Consider the following 19,745-nt stretch of genomic DNA (forward strand, 5'->3'; position numbering starts at 1 on the left):
GCAAAAAAGTGTAGATTTACCGCAAATACTATTTAGAACATGAACATTCACGAATATCAAGGTAAAGCTATCTTAAAAAGCTTTGGTGTAAGAGTTCAGGAAGGCATTGTTGCCGACACTGTTGATCAGGCTGTTGAGGCGGCGCAAAAGCTTAAGGATGAGTACAACTCAGACTGGGTTGTGGTAAAAGCACAAATACATGCAGGTGGCCGCGGTAAGGGCGGTGGTGTTAAGCTGGCTAAAAATCTTGACGAGGTTAAGGAGAAAGCGGGCGCTATCATCGGTATGCAACTTGTTACCCCGCAAACCGGTCCTGAAGGTAAAAAGGTTAACAAGGTATTAATTGCGCAGGACGTTTATTATCCTGGTGAAAGCGAAACCAAAGAGTTTTATGTGAGTGTTTTGCTTGACCGTGCTAAAGGCCGTAACATCATCATGTACTCTACCGAAGGTGGTATGGACATTGAAGAAGTGGCTGAACACACACCTGATAAGATATTTAAAGAAGAAATTGATCCTAAAGTTGGTTTACAAGGTTTTCAGGCACGTAAAATTGCCTTTAACCTGGGCCTTTCAGGCGATGCCTTTAAGGACATGACCAAATTTATCACCGCTTTATACAAAGCATACATTGCTACCGATTCGTCAATGTTTGAGATCAACCCGGTTTTAAAAACATCTGACAATAAAATATTAGCCGTTGACGCCAAGGTAAACCTTGATGACAACGCGCTGTACCGCCACCCGGATTACGCCGCCCTGCGCGATACATCAGAGGAAGACCCTACTGAAGTTGAGGCCAGCAAATCAAACCTTAATTATGTTAAGCTTGATGGTAATGTAGGCTGTATGGTTAACGGCGCCGGCTTAGCTATGGCTACCATGGATATTATTAAAATTGCCGGTGGCGAACCTGCTAACTTTTTGGACGTAGGTGGTACCGCTAATGCGCAAACGGTTAAGGCTGGTTTTAACATCATATTACAAGACCCTAATGTGCGTGCTATCCTGATCAACATCTTTGGTGGTATTGTACGTTGCGACCGCGTTGCACAAGGCGTAATTGATGCTTACCAGGAGATTGGTAACATTCCGGTGCCGATCATCGTTCGTTTGCAAGGCACCAACGCTGCTGAAGCGAAAGAACTGATTGATAACTCCGGCTTAAAAGTTTTCTCGGCCATCTTGCTTAAAGAAGCTGCTGAACGTGTTAAAGAAGTTTTAGCGAACTAATAACCCGTTTACATCTGAATACAAAGGGGACGCTTGTCCCCTTTTTTATTTACACGATATTTAAACTAAGTAAGCCAATTGTGCGTTTAAACATTCATTGTCTGCTGATTGTCAGAAGATAAAATACAATTAAATGTTTAAACATCTATTTTTATATTTGTACTGTTAATCAACAAGTAAATAAAAATTTAAATCACATACTATCATGGCAACTACAACATGGGTATTAGACCCAACCCACTCAGAAGTACAGTTTAAAGTTAAACACCTTGTAATTTCAACTGTAACAGGTTCATTCAAAAGTTTTGAAGGCAAGCTTGAAACAGAAGGTGATGACATTACAAACGGTAAGGTTGAATTTTCACTTGATGTTAATTCAATTGATACTAACCAGGAACAACGTGACGGCCACCTGAAAGGTCCGGATTTTTTTGATGCGGATAACCATCCGAAAATCACTTTCAAATCAACCAGCCTGACCGCTAAAGGCGATGACGAATACGTTGCTGAAGGCGACTTGACTATTAAAGGCATCACCAAACCGGTAACTTTGAACGTAGAGTTCGGTGGCTCGGCTGATGACTTCTATGGCAATACTAAGGCAGGTTTTGAAGTAACCGGCAAAATTAACCGTAAAGAGTTTGGTTTAACCTGGGATGGCGTAACCGAAGCCGGTTCAATTGTTGTTGGCGACGACATTAAACTAATAGCCAACGTACAGTTCGCAAAGCAGAAGTAATTTTTTAGTACCGATATATTTGAGAGCCATCTGCTGAGCAGGTGGCTTTTTTGTTTACGTGCCGTTGTTATTTAGTGTATATTGCTACGGCAAATTAAATGAAAATCATATCTCTCCTCCTTCTTCTTACACTTACTACTTTTTCATTTTCATGTAATCAAGCTAACATCAACAACGTAAAAGATTTGGATAGTGTAAAGCGGGCAATATTAAATGGTCATACTTACGATAAACACAACGATAGCGTAAACCTAAGTATCGACGATCAAGACACTATCCTATATTCCAAAAAATCATTAGATAGCATGATAACCTTTTACCCTGAACTTGCGGAAGATTTTTTAGATAATCCGGATATTACATACGCGAAACGCCATCCATCGAAGTTAGCATATGATAAAGGATTTTCATTTGAAAGTGAAGTTGGACAGGATTCGTATTACGAAATTTACGCTTACATTTTAAATCTCCAACCGAAGCTCAGGCAATATCATACTCAAAAGAGGAACCTATCTAAAATTTATCAAGACATAAATTATATCTATCAAAAACTGCAACAGGGCGGCACTTATTTTGGGCATACCTATGCACGGATACCCGCTTACGTTATGTATTCTTTGACCGTATATGATTACAAGAAAGAGTTTCCAGATAAAGTTTACAATATTGATAAACAGAAAAAGCTCTACACCGATGCTTTAAAACAATACATTAGCGATGAACTTGATAACGATATGGAGTTTACTCAAAATGAAAAACCTGTGTTAAAAAAAGAGCTTTTTCAAACAGTAGATGAAATTGATAGTTTAATTAGTGAGCGATTTTTTTTAGCGCAAGCTCAGGAGTTTCAATACGCTCATTATTAATAGTAAAATGTTAATCAAAATATACCCCGAAAATCCGAACGAAAAGGCCATTGAACAGGTGGTGCAGGTGCTGCGTAAAGGGGGCATCATCATCTACCCTACTGATACCGTTTACGGCCTGGGTTGCGATATCACCAATCAAAAAGCTATTGAACGCATCGCCCGATTGCGTAATATCAAACCGGAGAAGGCCAACTTTTCCTTCATCTGCTACGATCTGAGCCATATATCAGATTATATCAAGCCTATTGATAATACTACTTTCAGGGTTTTGAAGAAAGCCCTGCCGGGGCCATTCACCTTTATTTTTAACGCGAGCCATGCAGTACCTAAACTGTTAAGCTCAAACAAAAAAACAGTAGGTATCCGGGTGCCTGATAACAATATAGCCCGTGACATTGTACGCACGCTGGGCAACCCTATCCTTTCCACATCCATTAAGGATGAGGATGAGATCATGGAATATTCAACCGACCCTGAATTGATCCACGAGAAATACGAGGATTTGGTTGACCTGGTGATCGATGGCGGCTATGGTGGCAACCTCGCCTCTACCGTGGTCGACTGTACCTCCGGAGATTTTGAAGTACTCCGTGAAGGCAAGGGCGATCTTGAACTTTATTTATGATTTTGGGCGAATGTTATCTATAAAATCAGGAATGGTTTGAAGGTAATTATCCTTAGCCAGATGTTTAACGAACGCGCTACCTACAATAGCGCCGTTGGCATACTCGCAAGCTTTGTTATAAGATGCATTGTTCGATATACCAAAGCCAATAATGGTTGGGTTAGCAAGCTCCATACCTTTTATGCGCTTGTAGTAATCCTCAATAGAAGTGGATACATTTAACGTACTGCCGGTAATAGACGATGATGACAGCAGATAAATAAAGCTGTTGCTCAACCCGTCAATCTTGCTGATGCGCTCCTCGCTGGTGTTGGGTGTTACCAGGAATATATTGCTCAGGTTGTTCTGCTTAAAGGTATCGGCATAAAGCTTTTCGTATTCGTAAATAGGCAGGTCGGGAACGATCACGCCATCCACCCCTACTTCAGCGGCTTTTTTACAAAAACGCTCTATACCATACTGAACTATCGGGTTGATATAGCCCATCAGTAAAACCGGGATGGTAACACGTTCGCGCAGTTGCTTTAATTGCTCAAATAACACATTCAGCGTCATGCCGTTCTCCAGAGCCTTTTCTGAACTTTGCTGAATGGTAGGCCCATCCGCCACCGGGTCAGAGTAAGGAAAACCGATCTCCAGGAAATCAGCCCCGGCTTTTTCCAATGCCTCGGCAATATCAAGCGTAGTATTCAGTTCAGGGTAACCCGCCGTAAAATAGATGGATAGCAGGTTGCTTTTTTTATTCGCGAAAAGATTTTGTAAACGGTTCATGTGTTTAGTCGATGGCCTATAGACCATAGTCCATAGCCACTATCGACTATCGACCATGGACTATAGACTAATTAATATCCAAAGTGTTTTATGTATGTATCCAGATCCTTATCACCCCGACCTGACAGGCAGATTACTACATTATCGCCGAGTTTAAAAGTCATTTTTTCAAGGTGAGCCAATGCGTGGGCACTTTCAATTGCCGGGATGATGCCTTCTAACTGACAGGCTAATAATCCGGCATTCAATGCCTCATCATCCGTAGCACTTACATATTCCGCACGGTTTACTTTATACAAATGTGCGTGCTGCGGTCCAATGCCCGGATAATCCAGTCCGGCCGAGATAGAGTATGGTTCAACCACCTGCCCGTCCTCCGTTTGCATTAAGATTGTACGGGTACCATGCAATACCCCCTCTTTACCTAATGATGTGGTAGCTGCTGAATGACCTGTTTCAACTCCCTTACCTGCCGCCTCAACAGCTATTAACTTAACAGATTCATCATCCAAAAAGTTATAGAACATGCCAATAGCATTGCTGCCGCCACCCACGCAGGCCAACACATATTGCGGTAACTCACTGCCGGTCTGTTCAAGCAATTGTTTTTTTGCTTCGAATGATATGATCGACTGGAACTTGGCCACCATCTCCGGATACGGGTACGGCCCCACTGCTGAACCGATGATATAATGTGTGTCCTCCGGGTTGCCTATCCAGTCGCGCAGAGCTTCGTTGGTGGCATCTTTCAGGGTTTTACTGCCTGATGTAGCCGGTACCACCTTAGCGCCCAGCATCTTCATGCGGGCAACATTTGGTGCCTGGCGCTCCATATCTATCTCACCCATATATACCACGCACTCCAGCCCTTTCAGGGCACACACCGTAGCAGTTGCCACGCCATGCTGCCCGGCACCGGTTTCGGCTATGATTCGCTTTTTGCCCAGGCGTTCAGCCAATAATATCTGCCCAATAGCATTGTTTATTTTGTGTGAACCGGTATGGTTCAAATCCTCACGCTTGAAAAAAATGTTGGCACCGTACTTTTCTGAATAGCGTTTGGCATGGTACAGCGGCGAAGGGCGGCCAACGTAATCCTTCAGTAACTGATCGTACTCCGCTTTAAAGTCGTTATCATTCAATACTTTTAAATATTGAGCACGCAACGCCTCTATATTAGGGTACAGCATTTCGGGAATATAAGCTCCGCCAAAATCGCCGTAATAACCATGTTCATCAACTCCGTATTTCATGTGCATTATAGTTGCTTAATTATTTCAAAAGCCTGTTTTAGCTTATTTATGTCTTTATTTCCCGGCGATAGTTCAAACCGGCTGTTCAGGTCAAGTCCAGCTAACTGTGGATGTTTGACTGTTTTTACTTCTTCTAAATTCCCTAAACCAATACCCCCGGAAAGGAAGAAAGGTACATTTAATGTATAGTTTGTCAACACCTGCCAATCAAACGTTTTGCCCGAGCCTCCATGTGCTGCGGTTTTGGTATCGAATAAAAATATATCCACCACATTTTCGTAAGGTTTCAACGTGTCAAAATCAAAATCAGCATCAACCCCAAAAGCCTTTATTACCTGTATTCTACCCTTAAACAGGGCGCAAAATTCAGGTGTTTCACTGCCATGTAACTGGATGGCTTTAAAATTATATTTTTCGATCAGCGCATTGATCTGCTCAGCGCTTTCATTAACAAATACGCCGGTTTTAGTAATATTTTTAGGCAATTGTTCCAAAGCCCCTGCCACAAGTACATCGATATATCTTGGCGATTTATTATAACATATAAAACCCACATAATCAGGTTGCAATGCTACCACCTCACTAATATTATCGGGTTCCTTTAAACCGCAAACCTTTATTTTCACCTTTAATTTTCAATTAGGCGTTTAAAACTTACAAGTGCCTTTTTGTTCATCAGCGTTTCCTCCGCTTCATAGTAACAATCGGCAAAGCTTTTTTCCGGTTCGATGGTGCGGATCGCTAATGCCGCGTTACACAGCACCACATTATTTTGTGCCGATGTACCCTCACCTTTCAATACGGCGCTAAATATGCCTGCCGATTCGGCAACGGTATGCCCGCCTGCAATTTCCGCCGCGTTCAAACGTTCAAAGCCCAGGCTTTCAATATTATTGATCTTTTCGCCATCAGCAGAAAAGGTTTTAAAATCGCCTGTTAATGATACCTCGTCATAACCATCCAATGCGTTTACAATGGTGTATTTTGCTTTTGATTGCTGGTACAAATAAGCATAGACCCTTGCCAGTTCCAGGTTAAAAACACCTACCAACTGATTTTTCGGCTTTGCCGGATTCACCAATGGGCCCAGCATGTTAAAAAATGTTTTTACTCCCAGTTCGCGGCGGATCGGCGCAACGGTTTTCATGGCCGGGTGAAACAGTGGAGCATGTAAAAAGCAGATGTTGGCTTCGTCTGTATTACGTTTCAGGGTATCCTTATCATTGGTAAACTGATAGCCTAAATATTCCATCACGTTTGACGATCCGCAACCAGACGATACACCGTAATTACCATGCTTGGCCACCTTATACCCCGCCCCTGCTACTACAAATGAGGCCAGGGTTGATATGTTGAAGGTGTCTTTACCATCTCCTCCGGTACCGCAAAGGTCAATCAATGTATCGTGCTCAATATCAACCGGCAGGCAAAGTTCAAGCATGGCATCGCGAAAGCCCTCTAACTCGCTCACGGTGATGCTGCGCATACAATAAGCCGTCATGAACGCGGCCATTTGCGATGTATTGTATTTACCCTGCGCAATATCGGTCAGTATTTCTTTCGACTGCTCGCGGGTAAAGGTTTTGTGCTCAAATAAATGATTTAATATCTGTTTCATGTGCCAACAAAAAAGGGTTGCCTTGTGGCAACCCTTCCTGAATATTATTAAAAAAACAAAAACGGAATTGCCTTACGATTACTCGTTAAGCCACCACCAGTTATTGTTTAATACTATCGATTTCATTACGGCACAAATATGTAAATATTTTTTTGAAATGCAATTTTTAAGCATTTTAATTAGTTTATTTTATAATTTACTACCAATCAAAACCTCAAGGTCATTAATAGTAACAAATTCTGATGACCTATAGAAATATATTGTTTGCTTTTTATTATCCTTTAGATAGATAATCTTAAGCAATTTTCTATTTCTCTTTTTATGCAGACTAAATGCTTTTTTTAAGCTAATGACATTTGTTGCAAGCACTTTTTCAGTTTTCTTAGTGAAGTAATTTTCCAGAAACAATGTCTTATTATCATAAAAAATTCGCCTGGATTTAAACACTAATCTTATTTGAGTCATGATCAAAATTAAAAATAAGCAGTACACAGAATTTTTAAAGTAGTTAGATACATTATCAGACATTATATTTTCAACAAATAAAACGATCAAAATTGGACCTATAATCAAGCCAAAAAAACCTCTGTAAAAACGGCTATCAGATGATATTTTTATCATGTTTAAATATAAGCCATTTATTAGAGGTGTGAATGTGACCAATATTTATTTCCTTTTCAGAATCACAAATACTTATAATTAATATAATTTATTTAAAAGAAACCTATTCTATATCCGGGTGTTCATGATAAAACAAACTATTACACTATGGAAAACAAACCAACATCATTTTCACCTGATGAAAAGCAACAACATCAACCGGGTAACGAGCAACAAATGGACCCAAAGCCAGAATACATCAGCAGCAACTACAAACCTGCCAATAAGCTGAATGGCAAAGTAGCACTGATAACCGGCGGCGATAGCGGCATTGGCCGTGCCGTTAGCGTACATTATGCCAAAGAAGGCGCGGATGTGGCCATTGTTTACTTTGATGAGGATGCCGACGCTAAAGAAACCCAGCAACTTGTGGAAGCTGAAGGCCGTAAATGCCTATTGATTAAGGGAGATGTAAAGGATAGCTCGTTTTGCGCGAACGCGGTAAAACAAACTGTTAACGAATTGGGCAAGCTGAATATTATGGTAAATAATGCCGCCGTGCAATTTCCGCAGGAGGATGTTAAGGACATTAGCGACGAGCAGTTGGAAACCACTTTTCGCACCAACATATTCGCTTACTTTTACTTTGCAAAGGCAGCGCTGGAATATCTAAAAGAAGGCGATACCATTATTAACACAACATCCGTAACTGCATACCGCTCATCACCGGGTTTGATTGATTATTCATCAACCAAAGGTGCCATAACCACCTTTACACGCTCATTAGCTACAAGCCTGGCCGAAAAAAAGATACGCGTAAATGGTATAGCTCCCGGCCCGATCTGGACACCGCTGATCGTATCAACCTTTGATGAAGAAAAAATCTCACAATTTGGACAGGATGTGCCACTTGGCCGTGCCGGACAACCCTCAGAAGTTGGTCCTGCTTATGTTTTCCTGGCGTCTGATGATGCCTCATACATTACAGGGCAAATACTACACATTAACGGTGGTGAAGTAATTAACGGTTAAATTACATATGTAACAAAAAAGCAGCTATCTGTGTAGCTGCTTTTTTGTTATCGCTCAATCTCATATTGAGGTGTGTAAAGTGTTTTAACAGGCGTACCAATTGATAATTTAGGCAACTCAAAAAGGTACTTTGATATAAATGCCAACATAGCTCCGTAATAATATCTAAGGTAGCTGAAAGTATATTTCTGTACCGGCTTAATGTTAAAATTTATTACATAGGTTTTATGGAAGTAAAAATTACGGAAACCTTCAATCTTTAACCGGAACGACAGATCAACGTCATAACCAAACATGGTGAAGCGCTCATCGAACAAACCTACCTTATTTAGTACTGACCTGCGCAATATCATCGCGGAGCGATTGAGCACGTCAATTTCCGCGGTTTCAAATTCGTCGGGCTGCATTTGATTTAGTGATGTGATACGGGATTTTGTAAAATACTTTGATAAACCGGTCCACTTGATCAGCAGGTTCCATTTTTTGGTAAGGCCGTATTTTGATGAGCGAATAAAATGCCCCTGCGGGGTTACCATACGTATGCTTGAACCGGCAGCCTCGATATGGGTGTCCATAAAATCGATCGCTTTTGTAAGCGTATCTTTTGTAACAATTGTGTCCGGGCTGACCAGAAAAACATACTCTCCTGATGTTAAACCCATAGCCTGATTGTATGCTTTTGCAATACCTACATTACTACCATTCTCTATAACCTTTACATCTGTAAACTGACTTTTCAGCATTTCAACAGATTTGTCATCTGATCCGTTATCAACCACAACAACTTCACAATCAACACCATAACGCGCCGCTTGTAAAGCGCTAATGCATTGCCTTAGCCACATACATAAGTTGTGGTTAACTATAATAACAGATAACTTCATAACTACCGGGTTAGCGAATTCTCGTACGGAACGCGCGTGGCAATCGAACGGCCAAGCGTAACTTCATCCACATACTCCAATTCACCACCAAAAGCTATGCCACGGGCAATGGTTGAGATAGTTATAGTAAAATGTTTTACACGTTTATTAAGATAGAAGATGGTAGTGTCACCTTCCATGGTAGCGCTCAGTGCGAATATAATCTCCTTAACCTCGCCGGTTTCCAATCGTTGTATCAGCGAGTCAACCTGCAGGTCAGACGGGCCAACACCATCCATCGGCGAAATTAATCCGCCTAATACATGGTACACGCCATTGTACTGGTTCGTGTTTTCAATAGCCATCACATCGCGGGTATCTTCTACAATGCAAATCAGGCCTTTATCGCGTTTATGTGAAGCGCATATCTCGCAAATGTTCGTATCAGATATATTATGGCATACCTGGCAAAACTGTATCTCGTTGCGCAACTTGCTAATGGAACGACTGAATTTTTCAACCTCGGGTTTATCCTGGTTAAGCAGATGCAACACCAGGCGTAAGGCGGTTTTTTGGCCTACACCCGGTAATTTTGAAAACTCTGCAACGGCATCTTCCAGTAATTTTGAAGAAAAATTCATGTTGCAAAATTAGCTAATTTATCAGGCTTTTTAATTACCGCTAACTACCTACGATGGGTCTAATTTAAATTTTCAATGAGATACGAAAGCTTCGACAGGCTTATCATAATGGTGTTGCACCTTTTTAAAACTGCGAACTGCCAGCCACACGCTAAGCAGCATTAAAGCCGATGCTACATAATATGGTGCGCCGGGTAAATGTACCGGTGCTTTAGGGCTGGTGAAGTATGAAAAAATTTGCGTCATAAACAGCGGGCCAAAGATGGAGCTTAAACTCATTAAGCTGGTAAGCCCACCTTGTAATTCACCTTGTTCATTAGGCGGCACTTCGCTGGTCATGATACCCTGTAACGCCGGCCCGGCAATACCGCCAAGGGCGTAAGGTATCATAAAGGCGAACATCATCCAGCTTTTATTGGCGAGGCCAAACAGCAGCATACCAATGGCATATAGCAATAAACCAATCCATATGCTTCGCTCCTGCCCTAATTTAGGTATGGTGATGCGGATCAACCCGCCCTGAACTATGGCGATCATCAAACCAATAAAACCTAAAGAGTAGCCAATCACATCTTCACTCCATTTAAATTTCTCTATAGTATAATATGTCCACACGCTTTGCACGGCATGGCCGGCAAAGTATACAATGAACAGGCACAAGGCTAAGCCAATAACCGACGGATATTTTTGCAATTGCAATAACGAACCCATAGGGTTAGCTCGTTTTATATCAAATTCCCGGCGATTCTCTAAGCTGAGTGATTCCGGCAATACAAAATAGCCATATAGCGCATTAAGCAAAGCCAAACCAGCTGCCGCGTAAAACGGATAATGGGTGTCGATTTTACCAAGAATACCACCTAAGACCGGCCCAATGATAAAGCCAAGTCCGAATGCCACACCGATCATACCGAAATTTTGTGCACGCTTTTCCGGCGCGCTAACGTCAGCTATGTAGGCTGAAGCTGTGGTAAAACTGGCACCGGTAATACCTGCAATCACCCGGCCTAAAAACAACCAACCGATGGTTGGCGCGAAAGCGCAAAACAAGTAATCAATACCAAACCCTAACAATGAGATAAGCAATACCGGCCTGCGGCCGTATTTATCACTTAAGTTACCAATTAAGGGCGAAAACAGGAACTGCATTACCGAATAAGCTACCAGCAACCAGCCGGCATAGCTCGAAGCCTGGCTTACATTGCCATGTATCAGCTTCTCAATAAGCTTCGGAAAAACCGGGATAACTATCGCCAAACCAATAACATCAATCAATAGTGTTATAAATATAAATACTAAACCACGCTGTTGATTTTGCGTTGCAGATTTTTCCATTTTGCAAAGTAAATAAGTATCAATTAAATTTTTGGTTATTAATAATTTAATTTTTACATTGACTAAAATTATAGTTACAATGAAAAACTTTAAACTCTTATCCGCTTTGTTGCTCCCCCTATTGGCACAAAGTGCTTTTGGCCAGTCAACTGAAAGGCTCAAGCTTTCAACCGCTAACCCGGCAGTAAACCAAAAAGTAACATTCACTTACGATACAACCGGATCAAACCTGGGCGGCAAGCCCGAAGCTACGGTACACTTTCTTGAAAAAACTTACCCGGTAAGCGATGTAGAGCTTAGCCAGGATGGCAAACTATTTAAAGGCGAATTCACTGTACCGGCTTCAGCCACTGCCTTTTTCGTACGCCTGGCAAACGGTAAAAACATTGACAATAACAGTGGTAAGGGTTATATATATGAAGTTTACAATGGCAAGAAACCTGTTGAGGGCGCTTATGCAAACGAGGCTTACCTGATACAATCAGGCATGGGTAACTATTTTGCGCAAATACCTGCTGACATTGCGCGCGCCGGAGAACTTTACAAAAAAGAATTTGCTGCTTACCCGAAAAGCGAGAAGGAGTATCTGATAAACTACCTGACGTATTTGTCATCTGTAAAAGAACCTGGCAACCAGGAACTGATAAATAAAAAGATTGCTGCTCTTGGTACCAGTAAAGACGAAAAAGACCTGATGACCTTAAGCAACTGGTATGCACGCCAGCGCAAAACAGCACAGGCTGACTCGGTAAATGCTATAGTTAAAGCTAAATTCCCGAAAGGTGAGTTTGCTAAAAACGAAGCAGGGATGGCTTTTAATAAAGAAGCTGACCCGGCAAAAAAAGAAGCATTATTGAATGACTACCTGGCCAAATATCCTGAAAATAAAGATAACACCAGCCTGGTTGATAACTTCAGGATGCAATTGGCTTCAGCATACTTAAAAGCGGGCAATGATGCGGGCTACCAGAAATATGCCGCGCAGATTAAGGATAAGTCAAATTTAGCAAGCGTACTAAACAGCGTTGCATGGCCAATGGCTGAAAAAGGTGAAAATCTCGAAAAAGCAGCCGCATACTCCAAGCAATCATTGGATATTTTGGATGCTGCTTACGCCAATCCGAAACCAGCTATGTTTCAGTCGGTAAAACAGGCTAAAGGCAATAACCGGTCAATGTATAACATGTTTGCCGATACCTATGCCTTTATCAAATACAAACAAGGTGATTATAACGAAGCTTTAAAATATCAGCAAAAAGTTTACGAAAGCACCCCTACTCCGGATGCCGAGATCACAGAACATTACGCGCTGATACTTTCAGGTGCCGGACAAACAGATAAAGCGAAGCAGATCATAGAAAAAGCGCTACAGGAAGGTAAAGGCTCAACCGCTTTACGTGAAGAACTGAAAAAAATCTATGTTAAGCAAAAAGGCAGCGAAGCCGGATTTGACGCTTATGCCGGCGCATTTGATAAAGCCGCGAAAGAAAAAGCCCGTGAAGAACTGGCCAAAAGCATGATCAGCGAAACCGCGCCTACATTTGCCTTGAAGGATTTTGACGGCAAGGAAGTATCATTAGCAAGCCTTAAAGGCAAAGTGGTGATCCTTGACTTTTGGGCTACCTGGTGCGGCCCTTGTAAAGCATCATTCCCTGGAATGCAACTGGCGGTTAATAAATACAAGGATAACCCAAACGTTAAATTCCTGTTTATCGATACCTGGGAAAGTGGCGACAACTACGTACCCGGCGTAAAAAAATTCATTGCCGATAATAAATATACTTTCCACGTGCTTATTGACGAGAAAGGCAGCGATGGTCGCCAGTCAAAAGTTGTTTCATCATACAAAGTTGATGGTATTCCAACCAAATTCGTGATCGACCAAACCGGTAATATCCGCTTTAAGCACGTAGGTTTTTCAGGTACCGATGAAGGTGTATTGAACGAGGTAAGCAACATGATTGACATGCTGGCCAGCCCTACAGCTGCAAAAGCCGACATCAAGACAAAAGCCATCTCAACGGGTAAATAACGCTAAGCGACGCGTATAAAAAAAGCGATAGTTGCCTATCGCTTTTTTTTTAATTGTTTATGATGGTGGTTATGATATCTTCTTTATCTACAAAACCTGTATATCTGCTATCTGCGCTGTTATGGCGGTTATCACCAAGCACAAATACTTTATTTTCAGGAACCTTTAGCGGTCCGAAATTATCCGGGCTAAAACCCTGCTTTTGGAAAGCTTCATAAATCACGTTCGATCTGTCAAGAATATTCTTTTCAGGTGTGATGTTATACTTTTTTAATTCCGCGTCAGTAAGACTCACCAATATATCATTACCCTCATCTATTACAGGATTTTCATTCCGCTCAACAAAACCCCTATTCTGGCAAAGTCTTTTCTCAGCATCTTATATTCGTTATATACGTATGGCTCATGTACCTCTTTACCATTTATATATAACTCGGCATTTTTAAGTTCAATTATATCGCCAGCCAGCGCCACGCAACGGTGCATCCAAATGCCGTTATCATATTTATAAGCAATGAAATCGCCTTGTTTCGGCTTTTTCAAACTCGTGCCAAGCACGTTTTGCCCTACTTTAAAAGTCGGCAGATTTGACTCCGTTGGAAGACGATAAACCGCGTAAATGTTGGTTACCCTGGCTATTACAACCAGGAATACCAAGAGCGCACCCAGCGATGCCAGGATAATAAATAGTTTTTTCATTTGTGATAAGGTGAAGGATATGATTAAAAGTTTGGCTTAAGCATGTACTTATCGTAAAACCTGAAGATGTGTTCCGTAGCTTCCTCAGCTGTGTCAACCACGCGGTACAGATTTAAGTCATCCGGACTGATGTTGTTTTCCTGGTTAAGCATCTTTTCCTCTACCCATTCAAACAACCCCTTCCAGTAATCACGCCCAACGAAAACGATTGGGAAACGGGCTATCTTACCGGTTTGTATCAGGGTAATCGCCTCAAATGATTCGTCCATTGTACCAAAACCGCCGGGTAAAATAATAAAGCCCTGCGAGTATTTCATGAACATAACCTTGCGCACAAAAAAGTAATCAAACTCCAGCAATTTATCCCGGTCAATGTATTTATTATGGAACTGCTCAAAAGGCAGTTCGATATTTAAGCCTACTGATTTACCACCTGCTTCGTAAGCACCTTTATTACCGGCCTCCATAATACCGGGACCACCGCCGGTTATTACGCCATAGCCACGTTCTGTTAACCTGCTGGCAATGTCTTCGGCCAATCCATAAAAAGGATGATCTGTTTTGGTTCGGGCAGAGCCGAATATAGATACACATGGGCCAATACGCGCCAGCTTTTCAAACCCATCCACAAACTCGGCCATTATTTTAAAAATTTGCCACGAGTCGGTTACCTTTACCTCAGGCCAGTTCTTATTCTCAAAGGCGTTTCTTATTTTTTCATCACCAGTCATAAATCACATATATAGTTAGGAAAATATAATTATAAAGCGGCCACTTTTGTTTTGGCTTTTGACGTTAACAATAACCCGGCAAAGGTTATTAATCCGTTAACAATGATCAGTTCGTTATCGAACACGTAGCCGCTAAATAGTTCGGCAGAATATGTTTTTAGGTAGAAGCAAATAGCCGGGGAAATAAGGCAAATAAAAGGTACCAGCTTATCACTAACCTGCCTGCCGCTCATAAACAAACCAAAGGAATACAAACCCAACAAAGGCCCGTATGTATATGATGCTACCGTAAATATGGCACTTACTACCGCATCATTGTTTATCGAATTAAAAACAAGAATAGTTAAAAACATCAAGCCCGAAAAAGCAATATGCACGTAATGCCTGATGGCTACATTCCGCTTGCTGTTTACATCCTGCTTCTTATTAAAATTCAGGAAATCCACGCAGAAGGAAGTAGTTAGCGCCGTAAGCGCCGAATCGGTAGTGGCGAAAGTTGCCGCGGTTAAGCCGAGCATAAATACAATGGCCGGTACCAAACCCAGGTAATTTAATGCTATGGTTGGATATAGGTAATCTGTTTTTTCTACCGTGATGCCGTATTTATTAGCATAGATATAAAGCAAAGCGCCAACACTCAGGAAGAAGATATTGATCACCACAAATATGCTGGTGAAGCTAAACATATTCTTCTGCGCTTCGTGGATATTTTTGAGGCTTAGATTTTTTTGCATCAGATCCTGATCAAGGCCCGTCATGGCCACTGTAATAAACAGTCCGCCTAAAAACTGCTTACTGAAGTGAAATTTGCTGGTTACAAAATCATCAAAGAAGAATATTTTTGAGTAACTGCTCTTGGCAATTTCATCAGCAGCCTGAAAAACAGACATATCCAGGCTATCGCAAATAAAGTAAATGGACAAAAAAACGGATGACACCAGGAACAAGGTTTGTAAGCTATCCGTTATGATGATGGTTTTTAGCCCCCCCTTAAAGGTGTACGACCATATAAGCAAAAGACAGATGAGCACTGTAGCGGCAAAAGGCACATGGTACGCATCAAAAATAAAGCGTTGTAATACAATTACCACCAGGTACAGGCGAAATGCCGAGCCAATAGTGCGACTGATTAAGAATATACCTGCGGCTGTTTTGTAACTCCAGGTACCTAATGCGCCTTCTATATAACTGTAAATTGATGTAAGCTTAAGCCGATAATATAAAGGCAGCAATACCGTGGCGATAATAACAAAACCGGCTGCGTTACCCAGCACAAACTGAAAGTATGCAAACTCATCGCCCGAGGGTGCCCCTACTTTGCCCGGTACAGATATAAAGGTAACACCGCTCAGCGCCGTACCGATCATACCGAAAGCTACCAGGTACCATTTAGAGTTGCGGTTGGCCACAAAAAAGGTATCATTATCGGCTGAGTTGCGCGAGGTTAGCCATGAAATTACAATAAGCACCAAAAAGTACCCGATGATGAACGAAAGCAGTATAGCTGGTGACATGCAGATGTTGTTTTAGTTACATCCGAATGTATAAATTTTTCGGTTACTTTAACAAGACGAGTAAAGTTTAATGCGTTTTGTGATGATCATCCAGCCCGCTCACACCGCCCGATACTACGAACTTCATCACTTCGGCAGCGTTTTTGTTGATGGGTTTAACTTTGTCGTTCGGGATGATAACCACCTGCCCCGCAAATGAATAGGATAGCGGGAAATAAACGGCAACTTCGCCCGGCAGATCGATGGAGCTTAAGTCCTTCTTAACTAAAAAACCTATCTTTTTCAGGCCAAATTCATTTACCTCAACTAAAACCGGTTCGCTGAATTTCTTTTCTTCGCCCACAAAAGCCTCTGTTAAATCTTTGATGGATGAATACAGAAACTTGAAAAGAGGTAAGCGGTTGAGCCAGCGGCTCATCCAGCGTTTAATAGGGTCGGTAATTACGTTGGTAACCAATATGCCTGCTATCAGGATGATAACCAAGACGTTTAAAATGCCCAATCCCGGTATGTAAACAGGTTTGCCATGTTTATCCGTCCAGAATACGTCGCTCAGGTTAAGCGCATTATCAATGCTTGATACAGCCCAGAATATTAAAAAGAAAGCCGCGCCCAAAGGTACTACCACGAGCAAGCCTTTGATGAAGTAGTTTAATATGGCACCGGCTAATTTTTTCATAATGCAGAGCTAAGTAACAAAATCACTCGTAAAAATACACCCTTTTTACCCTTTGCGAAATATTGGTGAGTATTTCATAAGGAATGGTGCCTATCTGTTTGGCTAACTCTTCGATGCGCAGCTTGTCGTTAAAAACGATCACTTCGTCGCCCTCCTTCACTTCTACCTGGCTTACGTCGATCATACACATATCCATCGTGATGTTGCCTACGGTCGGAGCCAACACACCATTAACCAGCATACACCCTACTCCATTGCCAAAAGCCCGCAGGTAACCATCGGCATAGCCAATGCGCACAGTAGCTATTCGGCCGTCTTTAGCCAAACTACCATTCCGCATGTAGCTCACCGTTTCGCCGGCAATAATTTTTTTCACCTGCGAGATACTTGTCTTTAACGTGGCTATGGGTTGAAGCACACCATCATCGGCAGGTATGGCGCCATCAACACCATAAAGGCCAATGCCCAGCCTCACCATATCGTACTGTGCCTGCGGCCAGCGTGTAATGCCCGAGGTATTGCAGATGTGCTTGATCACTTTATAACCTAAAGCGTCTTCAATATCGGTGTAGGCTTTCTCAAATGAATTGATCTGTTTCAGGGTAAACAAGTCATGTTCTGCCGTATCGCTGGCTACCAGATGTGAGAATACCGACTGCACCCGTATGTATTGATTTTCCTCGAGCATATCGCACAGCGTTTCCACTTCAAAATTTTCAAAACCAAGTCGGTGCATGCCCGTATCTATCTTGATGTGCACCGGGTAGTTGAAGATATTGCTATCCTGCACAAATTTTATAAATTCATCAAACAAGCCAAAACTGTAAATAACCGGTTCAAGTTTAAAGCTAGTCAGCTTTTCAAAAGCTCCAACCTCAGTGTTTAAAACAACTATCGGCAAAGTTATACCCGCCTGGCGCAAGGCCACGCCTTCATCGACGTAAGCCACGGCCAGGTAATCAACCTTATTGTATTGCAGCACATTGGCCAGCTCGTAAGTACCGCTGCCGTATGAGAACGCCTTAACCATAGCCATAACCTTTACGCCGGGCTTTAACTTTGAGCGGTAATGGTTAAGGTTATTCAGCATGGCGTTCAGGTTTATTTCCATCACCGTTTCATGCGCCTTTTGCACTAATACCCGGCTTATGCGCTCAAACTCAAAACTGCGCGAGCCTTTTACCAAAATAGTTTCGTTACGGTATTGCTGGGTTTGCAGGTGCGTTAAAAAGCTGGTGGTATCAGGATAAAAATGTTTTTCGGCCACTTCAAAATTATCGCGATAGCCTGAAATTGATGGACCGATGCCGATAAACTTATCCACCTTACGGGCTTTTACCAGTTCGGCTACCTGTTTGTACAGCACATCTTGCTGCAAACCCGACTGGTAAATATCCGACAGGATCACGGTCTTTTTCTGATGCTGATTTTGTTGACTCAGAAAGTTAAGCGCAATTTCAAGCGACTGTATATCAGAATTATACGTATCATCAATAACTGAGCAATCGTTAATACCATTCTTCAATTCCAAGCGCATGCTTACCGGTGCCAGCCGCTCCAGGCGATCATCGGCTACCGCCGGATCATATCCCATAGCCAGCATTGTTGCCCAGCAGATAACTGCATTTTCAATAGATGCTTCATCCCTGAAAGGAATAATGCACTCTATCTCCTTACCCTTATAAATTGCCCGCATGTAATAGTTTTTAGCGATTAGCGCCTCACTAAAAACATATAGGTCAGCCTGGTTGAATTTGCGGCTCCATACAAACGTTTCGGGCGTGGTAATAAGCTTTTTATAATCGAGCATTTGTTCGTAGTTGTAAACCAGCAAGCGGCTGTGTTTAAACAACCTGAGTTTTTCGGCTACCTTTTCATCACGATCAGCAAAGCCCTCGTCATGCGCCGACCCAATATGCGTGAGCACGCCTATTTCCGGATGAATGATTGCTTCAAGCTTATCCATCTCGCCTGTGGTTGATACGCCGGCCTCAAATATTCCCAGATCATTCTTTTCGTTGATCTGCCATACCGATAGCGGTACCCCTATTTGGGAGTTATAGCTTTTAGGGTTGCGTACAATGTTTTTATCGGGTGACATTAACTGGTATAACCACTCCTTTACAATGGTTTTACCGTTACTGCCAGTCACGCCAATTACCGGCAAGTTAAATTCAGCACGGTGCTGAGCGGCCAAATGTTGCAGTGCTGCCAACACATCATCAACTATCAGTAAATTAGCTTCGGGAAAATAACCTTGCGGAGTTGCACTCAATACAAAATCACGCACGCCTGCATTATAGGCCTCAGCAACAAACTCATGACCGTTGCGCCTGCCGCTTAGCGCGAAGAACAAGCCCCCGGACGGGTTGCTGATGCGGCGGCTATCCGTTATTAAAAGACTGATGTTGTTATTATTAACCACATCACCTGTGGCATTTAATATTTGTTTAACCTGGCTGGTAGTATATCGGCTTTTGTACATCACAATGCTAAGTTGCTTATATTTCT

At 42.1% G+C, this 19,745-nt stretch carries 20 protein-coding genes; 6 read left to right on the forward strand and 14 right to left on the reverse strand.

Going from position 1 to position 19,745, the window contains the following annotated elements; genetic code table 11:
- Positions 1-39 precede the first annotated feature (39 nt).
- From sucC to LT679_RS15795, 4 genes are all read left to right on the forward strand, one after another.
- Positions 40-1,233, forward strand: coding sequence for an ADP-forming succinate--CoA ligase subunit beta (gene sucC / locus LT679_RS15780; RefSeq protein WP_232178626.1), 1,194 nt, complete (start codon positions 40-42; stop codon positions 1,231-1,233).
- Between the two features lie 205 nt (positions 1,234-1,438).
- A complete protein-coding gene (locus tag LT679_RS15785; protein ID WP_232178627.1) occupies positions 1,439-1,972 on the forward strand; it encodes a YceI family protein in 534 nt (177 codons plus the stop codon).
- A gap of 98 nt (positions 1,973-2,070) precedes the next feature.
- Positions 2,071-2,838: a hypothetical protein gene (locus tag LT679_RS15790; RefSeq protein WP_232178630.1), complete on the forward strand. Its 768-nt coding sequence runs from the start codon at positions 2,071-2,073 to the stop codon at positions 2,836-2,838.
- A 7-nt stretch (positions 2,839-2,845) separates the two neighbouring features.
- Positions 2,846-3,466, forward strand: a complete 621-nt coding sequence (locus LT679_RS15795; protein ID WP_232178632.1) for an L-threonylcarbamoyladenylate synthase — start codon at positions 2,846-2,848, stop codon at positions 3,464-3,466.
- Here LT679_RS15795 and trpA read toward each other — a convergent pair.
- The 5 genes from trpA to LT679_RS15820 form a co-directional block, all read right to left on the reverse strand.
- Positions 3,461-4,237 (reverse strand): tryptophan synthase subunit alpha, encoded by a 777-nt coding sequence (trpA, locus tag LT679_RS15800; RefSeq protein WP_232178634.1) that lies wholly within the window; start codon positions 4,235-4,237, stop codon positions 3,461-3,463. The two genes, LT679_RS15795 and trpA, sit on opposite strands and share 6 nt — an antisense overlap.
- A 71-nt stretch (positions 4,238-4,308) precedes the next feature.
- Complete coding sequence (gene trpB / locus LT679_RS15805; RefSeq protein WP_232178636.1) at positions 4,309-5,490, reverse strand: tryptophan synthase subunit beta; 1,182 nt, start codon at positions 5,488-5,490, stop codon at positions 4,309-4,311.
- Between the two features lie 5 nt (positions 5,491-5,495).
- Positions 5,496-6,116, reverse strand: a complete 621-nt coding sequence (locus tag LT679_RS15810; RefSeq protein WP_232178637.1) for a phosphoribosylanthranilate isomerase — start codon at positions 6,114-6,116, stop codon at positions 5,496-5,498.
- Between the two features lie 2 nt (positions 6,117-6,118).
- Complete coding sequence (trpD, locus tag LT679_RS15815; RefSeq protein WP_232178640.1) at positions 6,119-7,108, reverse strand: anthranilate phosphoribosyltransferase; 990 nt, start codon at positions 7,106-7,108, stop codon at positions 6,119-6,121.
- 189 nt (positions 7,109-7,297) lie between these two features.
- Positions 7,298-7,729 (reverse strand): hypothetical protein, encoded by a 432-nt coding sequence (locus LT679_RS15820; protein WP_232178641.1) that lies wholly within the window; start codon positions 7,727-7,729, stop codon positions 7,298-7,300.
- 147 nt (positions 7,730-7,876) lie between these two features.
- On the opposite strand from LT679_RS15820, the gene LT679_RS15825 reads away from it, so the two are divergent.
- Complete coding sequence (locus LT679_RS15825; protein ID WP_232178642.1) at positions 7,877-8,740, forward strand: SDR family oxidoreductase; 864 nt, start codon at positions 7,877-7,879, stop codon at positions 8,738-8,740.
- A 47-nt stretch (positions 8,741-8,787) separates the two neighbouring features.
- On the opposite strand, the gene LT679_RS15830 is transcribed toward LT679_RS15825, so the two are convergent.
- The 3 genes from LT679_RS15830 to LT679_RS15840 all read right to left on the reverse strand — a co-directional run bounded on the left by LT679_RS15830 (position 8,788) and on the right by LT679_RS15840 (position 11,579).
- Complete coding sequence (locus LT679_RS15830; RefSeq protein ID WP_232178643.1) at positions 8,788-9,624, reverse strand: glycosyltransferase family 2 protein; 837 nt, start codon at positions 9,622-9,624, stop codon at positions 8,788-8,790.
- A gap of 2 nt (positions 9,625-9,626) precedes the next feature.
- Positions 9,627-10,244: a recombination mediator RecR gene (recR, locus tag LT679_RS15835; RefSeq protein ID WP_232178644.1), complete on the reverse strand. Its 618-nt coding sequence runs from the start codon at positions 10,242-10,244 to the stop codon at positions 9,627-9,629.
- A gap of 72 nt (positions 10,245-10,316) precedes the next feature.
- Complete coding sequence (locus LT679_RS15840) at positions 10,317-11,579, reverse strand: TCR/Tet family MFS transporter (protein ID WP_232178645.1); 1,263 nt, start codon at positions 11,577-11,579, stop codon at positions 10,317-10,319.
- A gap of 79 nt (positions 11,580-11,658) precedes the next feature.
- On the opposite strand from LT679_RS15840, the gene LT679_RS15845 reads away from it, so the two are divergent.
- On the forward strand, positions 11,659-13,611 hold the full coding sequence (locus LT679_RS15845) for a TlpA family protein disulfide reductase (protein WP_232178646.1): 1,953 nt from the start codon (positions 11,659-11,661) through the stop codon (positions 13,609-13,611).
- Between the two features lie 49 nt (positions 13,612-13,660).
- Here the strand turns inward: LT679_RS15845 and lepB (LT679_RS18625) are convergent, their stop codons facing one another.
- The 6 genes from lepB (LT679_RS18625) to LT679_RS15870 all read right to left on the reverse strand — a co-directional run bounded on the left by lepB (LT679_RS18625) (position 13,661) and on the right by LT679_RS15870 (position 19,719).
- Entirely contained in the window at positions 13,661-13,906 is a 246-nt protein-coding gene (gene lepB / locus LT679_RS18625; RefSeq protein WP_317206551.1) for a signal peptidase I, read from the reverse strand.
- A gap of 23 nt (positions 13,907-13,929) precedes the next feature.
- Positions 13,930-14,310 (reverse strand): signal peptidase I, encoded by a 381-nt coding sequence (gene lepB / locus LT679_RS18630; RefSeq protein ID WP_262909318.1) that lies wholly within the window; start codon positions 14,308-14,310, stop codon positions 13,930-13,932.
- A gap of 23 nt (positions 14,311-14,333) precedes the next feature.
- Positions 14,334-15,041 (reverse strand): LOG family protein, encoded by a 708-nt coding sequence (locus tag LT679_RS15855; RefSeq protein WP_232178647.1) that lies wholly within the window; start codon positions 15,039-15,041, stop codon positions 14,334-14,336.
- 29 nt (positions 15,042-15,070) lie between these two features.
- Positions 15,071-16,555, reverse strand: coding sequence for a sodium:solute symporter (locus LT679_RS15860; protein WP_232178648.1), 1,485 nt, complete (start codon positions 16,553-16,555; stop codon positions 15,071-15,073).
- 67 nt (positions 16,556-16,622) lie between these two features.
- Positions 16,623-17,234, reverse strand: coding sequence for a DUF502 domain-containing protein (locus tag LT679_RS15865; protein WP_232178649.1), 612 nt, complete (start codon positions 17,232-17,234; stop codon positions 16,623-16,625).
- A gap of 22 nt (positions 17,235-17,256) precedes the next feature.
- Positions 17,257-19,719, reverse strand: a complete 2,463-nt coding sequence (locus tag LT679_RS15870; protein WP_232178650.1) for a bifunctional UDP-N-acetylmuramoyl-tripeptide:D-alanyl-D-alanine ligase/alanine racemase — start codon at positions 19,717-19,719, stop codon at positions 17,257-17,259.
- Positions 19,720-19,745 lie beyond the last annotated feature (26 nt).

Origin of the sequence: Mucilaginibacter roseus (assembly GCF_021215455.1) — a bacterium.
GTDB lineage: Bacteria > Bacteroidota > Bacteroidia > Sphingobacteriales > Sphingobacteriaceae > Mucilaginibacter > Mucilaginibacter roseus.

Excerpts from the sequence above, each read along its gene's own strand:
- sucC (WP_232178626.1), top strand. The coding sequence starts at position 40 with ATGAACATTCACGAATATCAAGGTAAAGCTATCTTAAAAAGCTTTGGT.
- LT679_RS15785 (WP_232178627.1), top strand. The coding sequence starts at position 1,439 with ATGGCAACTACAACATGGGTATTAGACCCAACCCACTCAGAAGTACAG.
- LT679_RS15790 (WP_232178630.1), top strand. The coding sequence starts at position 2,071 with ATGAAAATCATATCTCTCCTCCTTCTTCTTACACTTACTACTTTTTCA.
- LT679_RS15795 (WP_232178632.1), top strand. The coding sequence starts at position 2,846 with ATGTTAATCAAAATATACCCCGAAAATCCGAACGAAAAGGCCATTGAA.
- trpA (WP_232178634.1), bottom strand. The coding sequence starts at position 4,237 with ATGAACCGTTTACAAAATCTTTTCGCGAATAAAAAAAGCAACCTGCTA.
- trpB (WP_232178636.1), bottom strand. The coding sequence starts at position 5,490 with ATGAAATACGGAGTTGATGAACATGGTTATTACGGCGATTTTGGCGGA.
- trpD (WP_232178640.1), bottom strand. The coding sequence starts at position 7,108 with ATGAAACAGATATTAAATCATTTATTTGAGCACAAAACCTTTACCCGC.
- LT679_RS15820 (WP_232178641.1), bottom strand. The coding sequence starts at position 7,729 with ATGATAAAAATATCATCTGATAGCCGTTTTTACAGAGGTTTTTTTGGC.
- LT679_RS15825 (WP_232178642.1), top strand. The coding sequence starts at position 7,877 with ATGGAAAACAAACCAACATCATTTTCACCTGATGAAAAGCAACAACAT.
- LT679_RS15830 (WP_232178643.1), bottom strand. The coding sequence starts at position 9,624 with ATGAAGTTATCTGTTATTATAGTTAACCACAACTTATGTATGTGGCTA.
- recR (WP_232178644.1), bottom strand. The coding sequence starts at position 10,244 with ATGAATTTTTCTTCAAAATTACTGGAAGATGCCGTTGCAGAGTTTTCA.
- LT679_RS15840 (WP_232178645.1), bottom strand. The coding sequence starts at position 11,579 with ATGGAAAAATCTGCAACGCAAAATCAACAGCGTGGTTTAGTATTTATA.
- LT679_RS15845 (WP_232178646.1), top strand. The coding sequence starts at position 11,659 with ATGAAAAACTTTAAACTCTTATCCGCTTTGTTGCTCCCCCTATTGGCA.
- lepB (WP_262909318.1), bottom strand. The coding sequence starts at position 14,310 with ATGAAAAAACTATTTATTATCCTGGCATCGCTGGGTGCGCTCTTGGTA.
- LT679_RS15855 (WP_232178647.1), bottom strand. The coding sequence starts at position 15,041 with ATGACTGGTGATGAAAAAATAAGAAACGCCTTTGAGAATAAGAACTGG.
- LT679_RS15860 (WP_232178648.1), bottom strand. The coding sequence starts at position 16,555 with ATGTCACCAGCTATACTGCTTTCGTTCATCATCGGGTACTTTTTGGTG.
- LT679_RS15865 (WP_232178649.1), bottom strand. The coding sequence starts at position 17,234 with ATGAAAAAATTAGCCGGTGCCATATTAAACTACTTCATCAAAGGCTTG.
- LT679_RS15870 (WP_232178650.1), bottom strand. The coding sequence starts at position 19,719 with ATGTACAAAAGCCGATATACTACCAGCCAGGTTAAACAAATATTAAAT.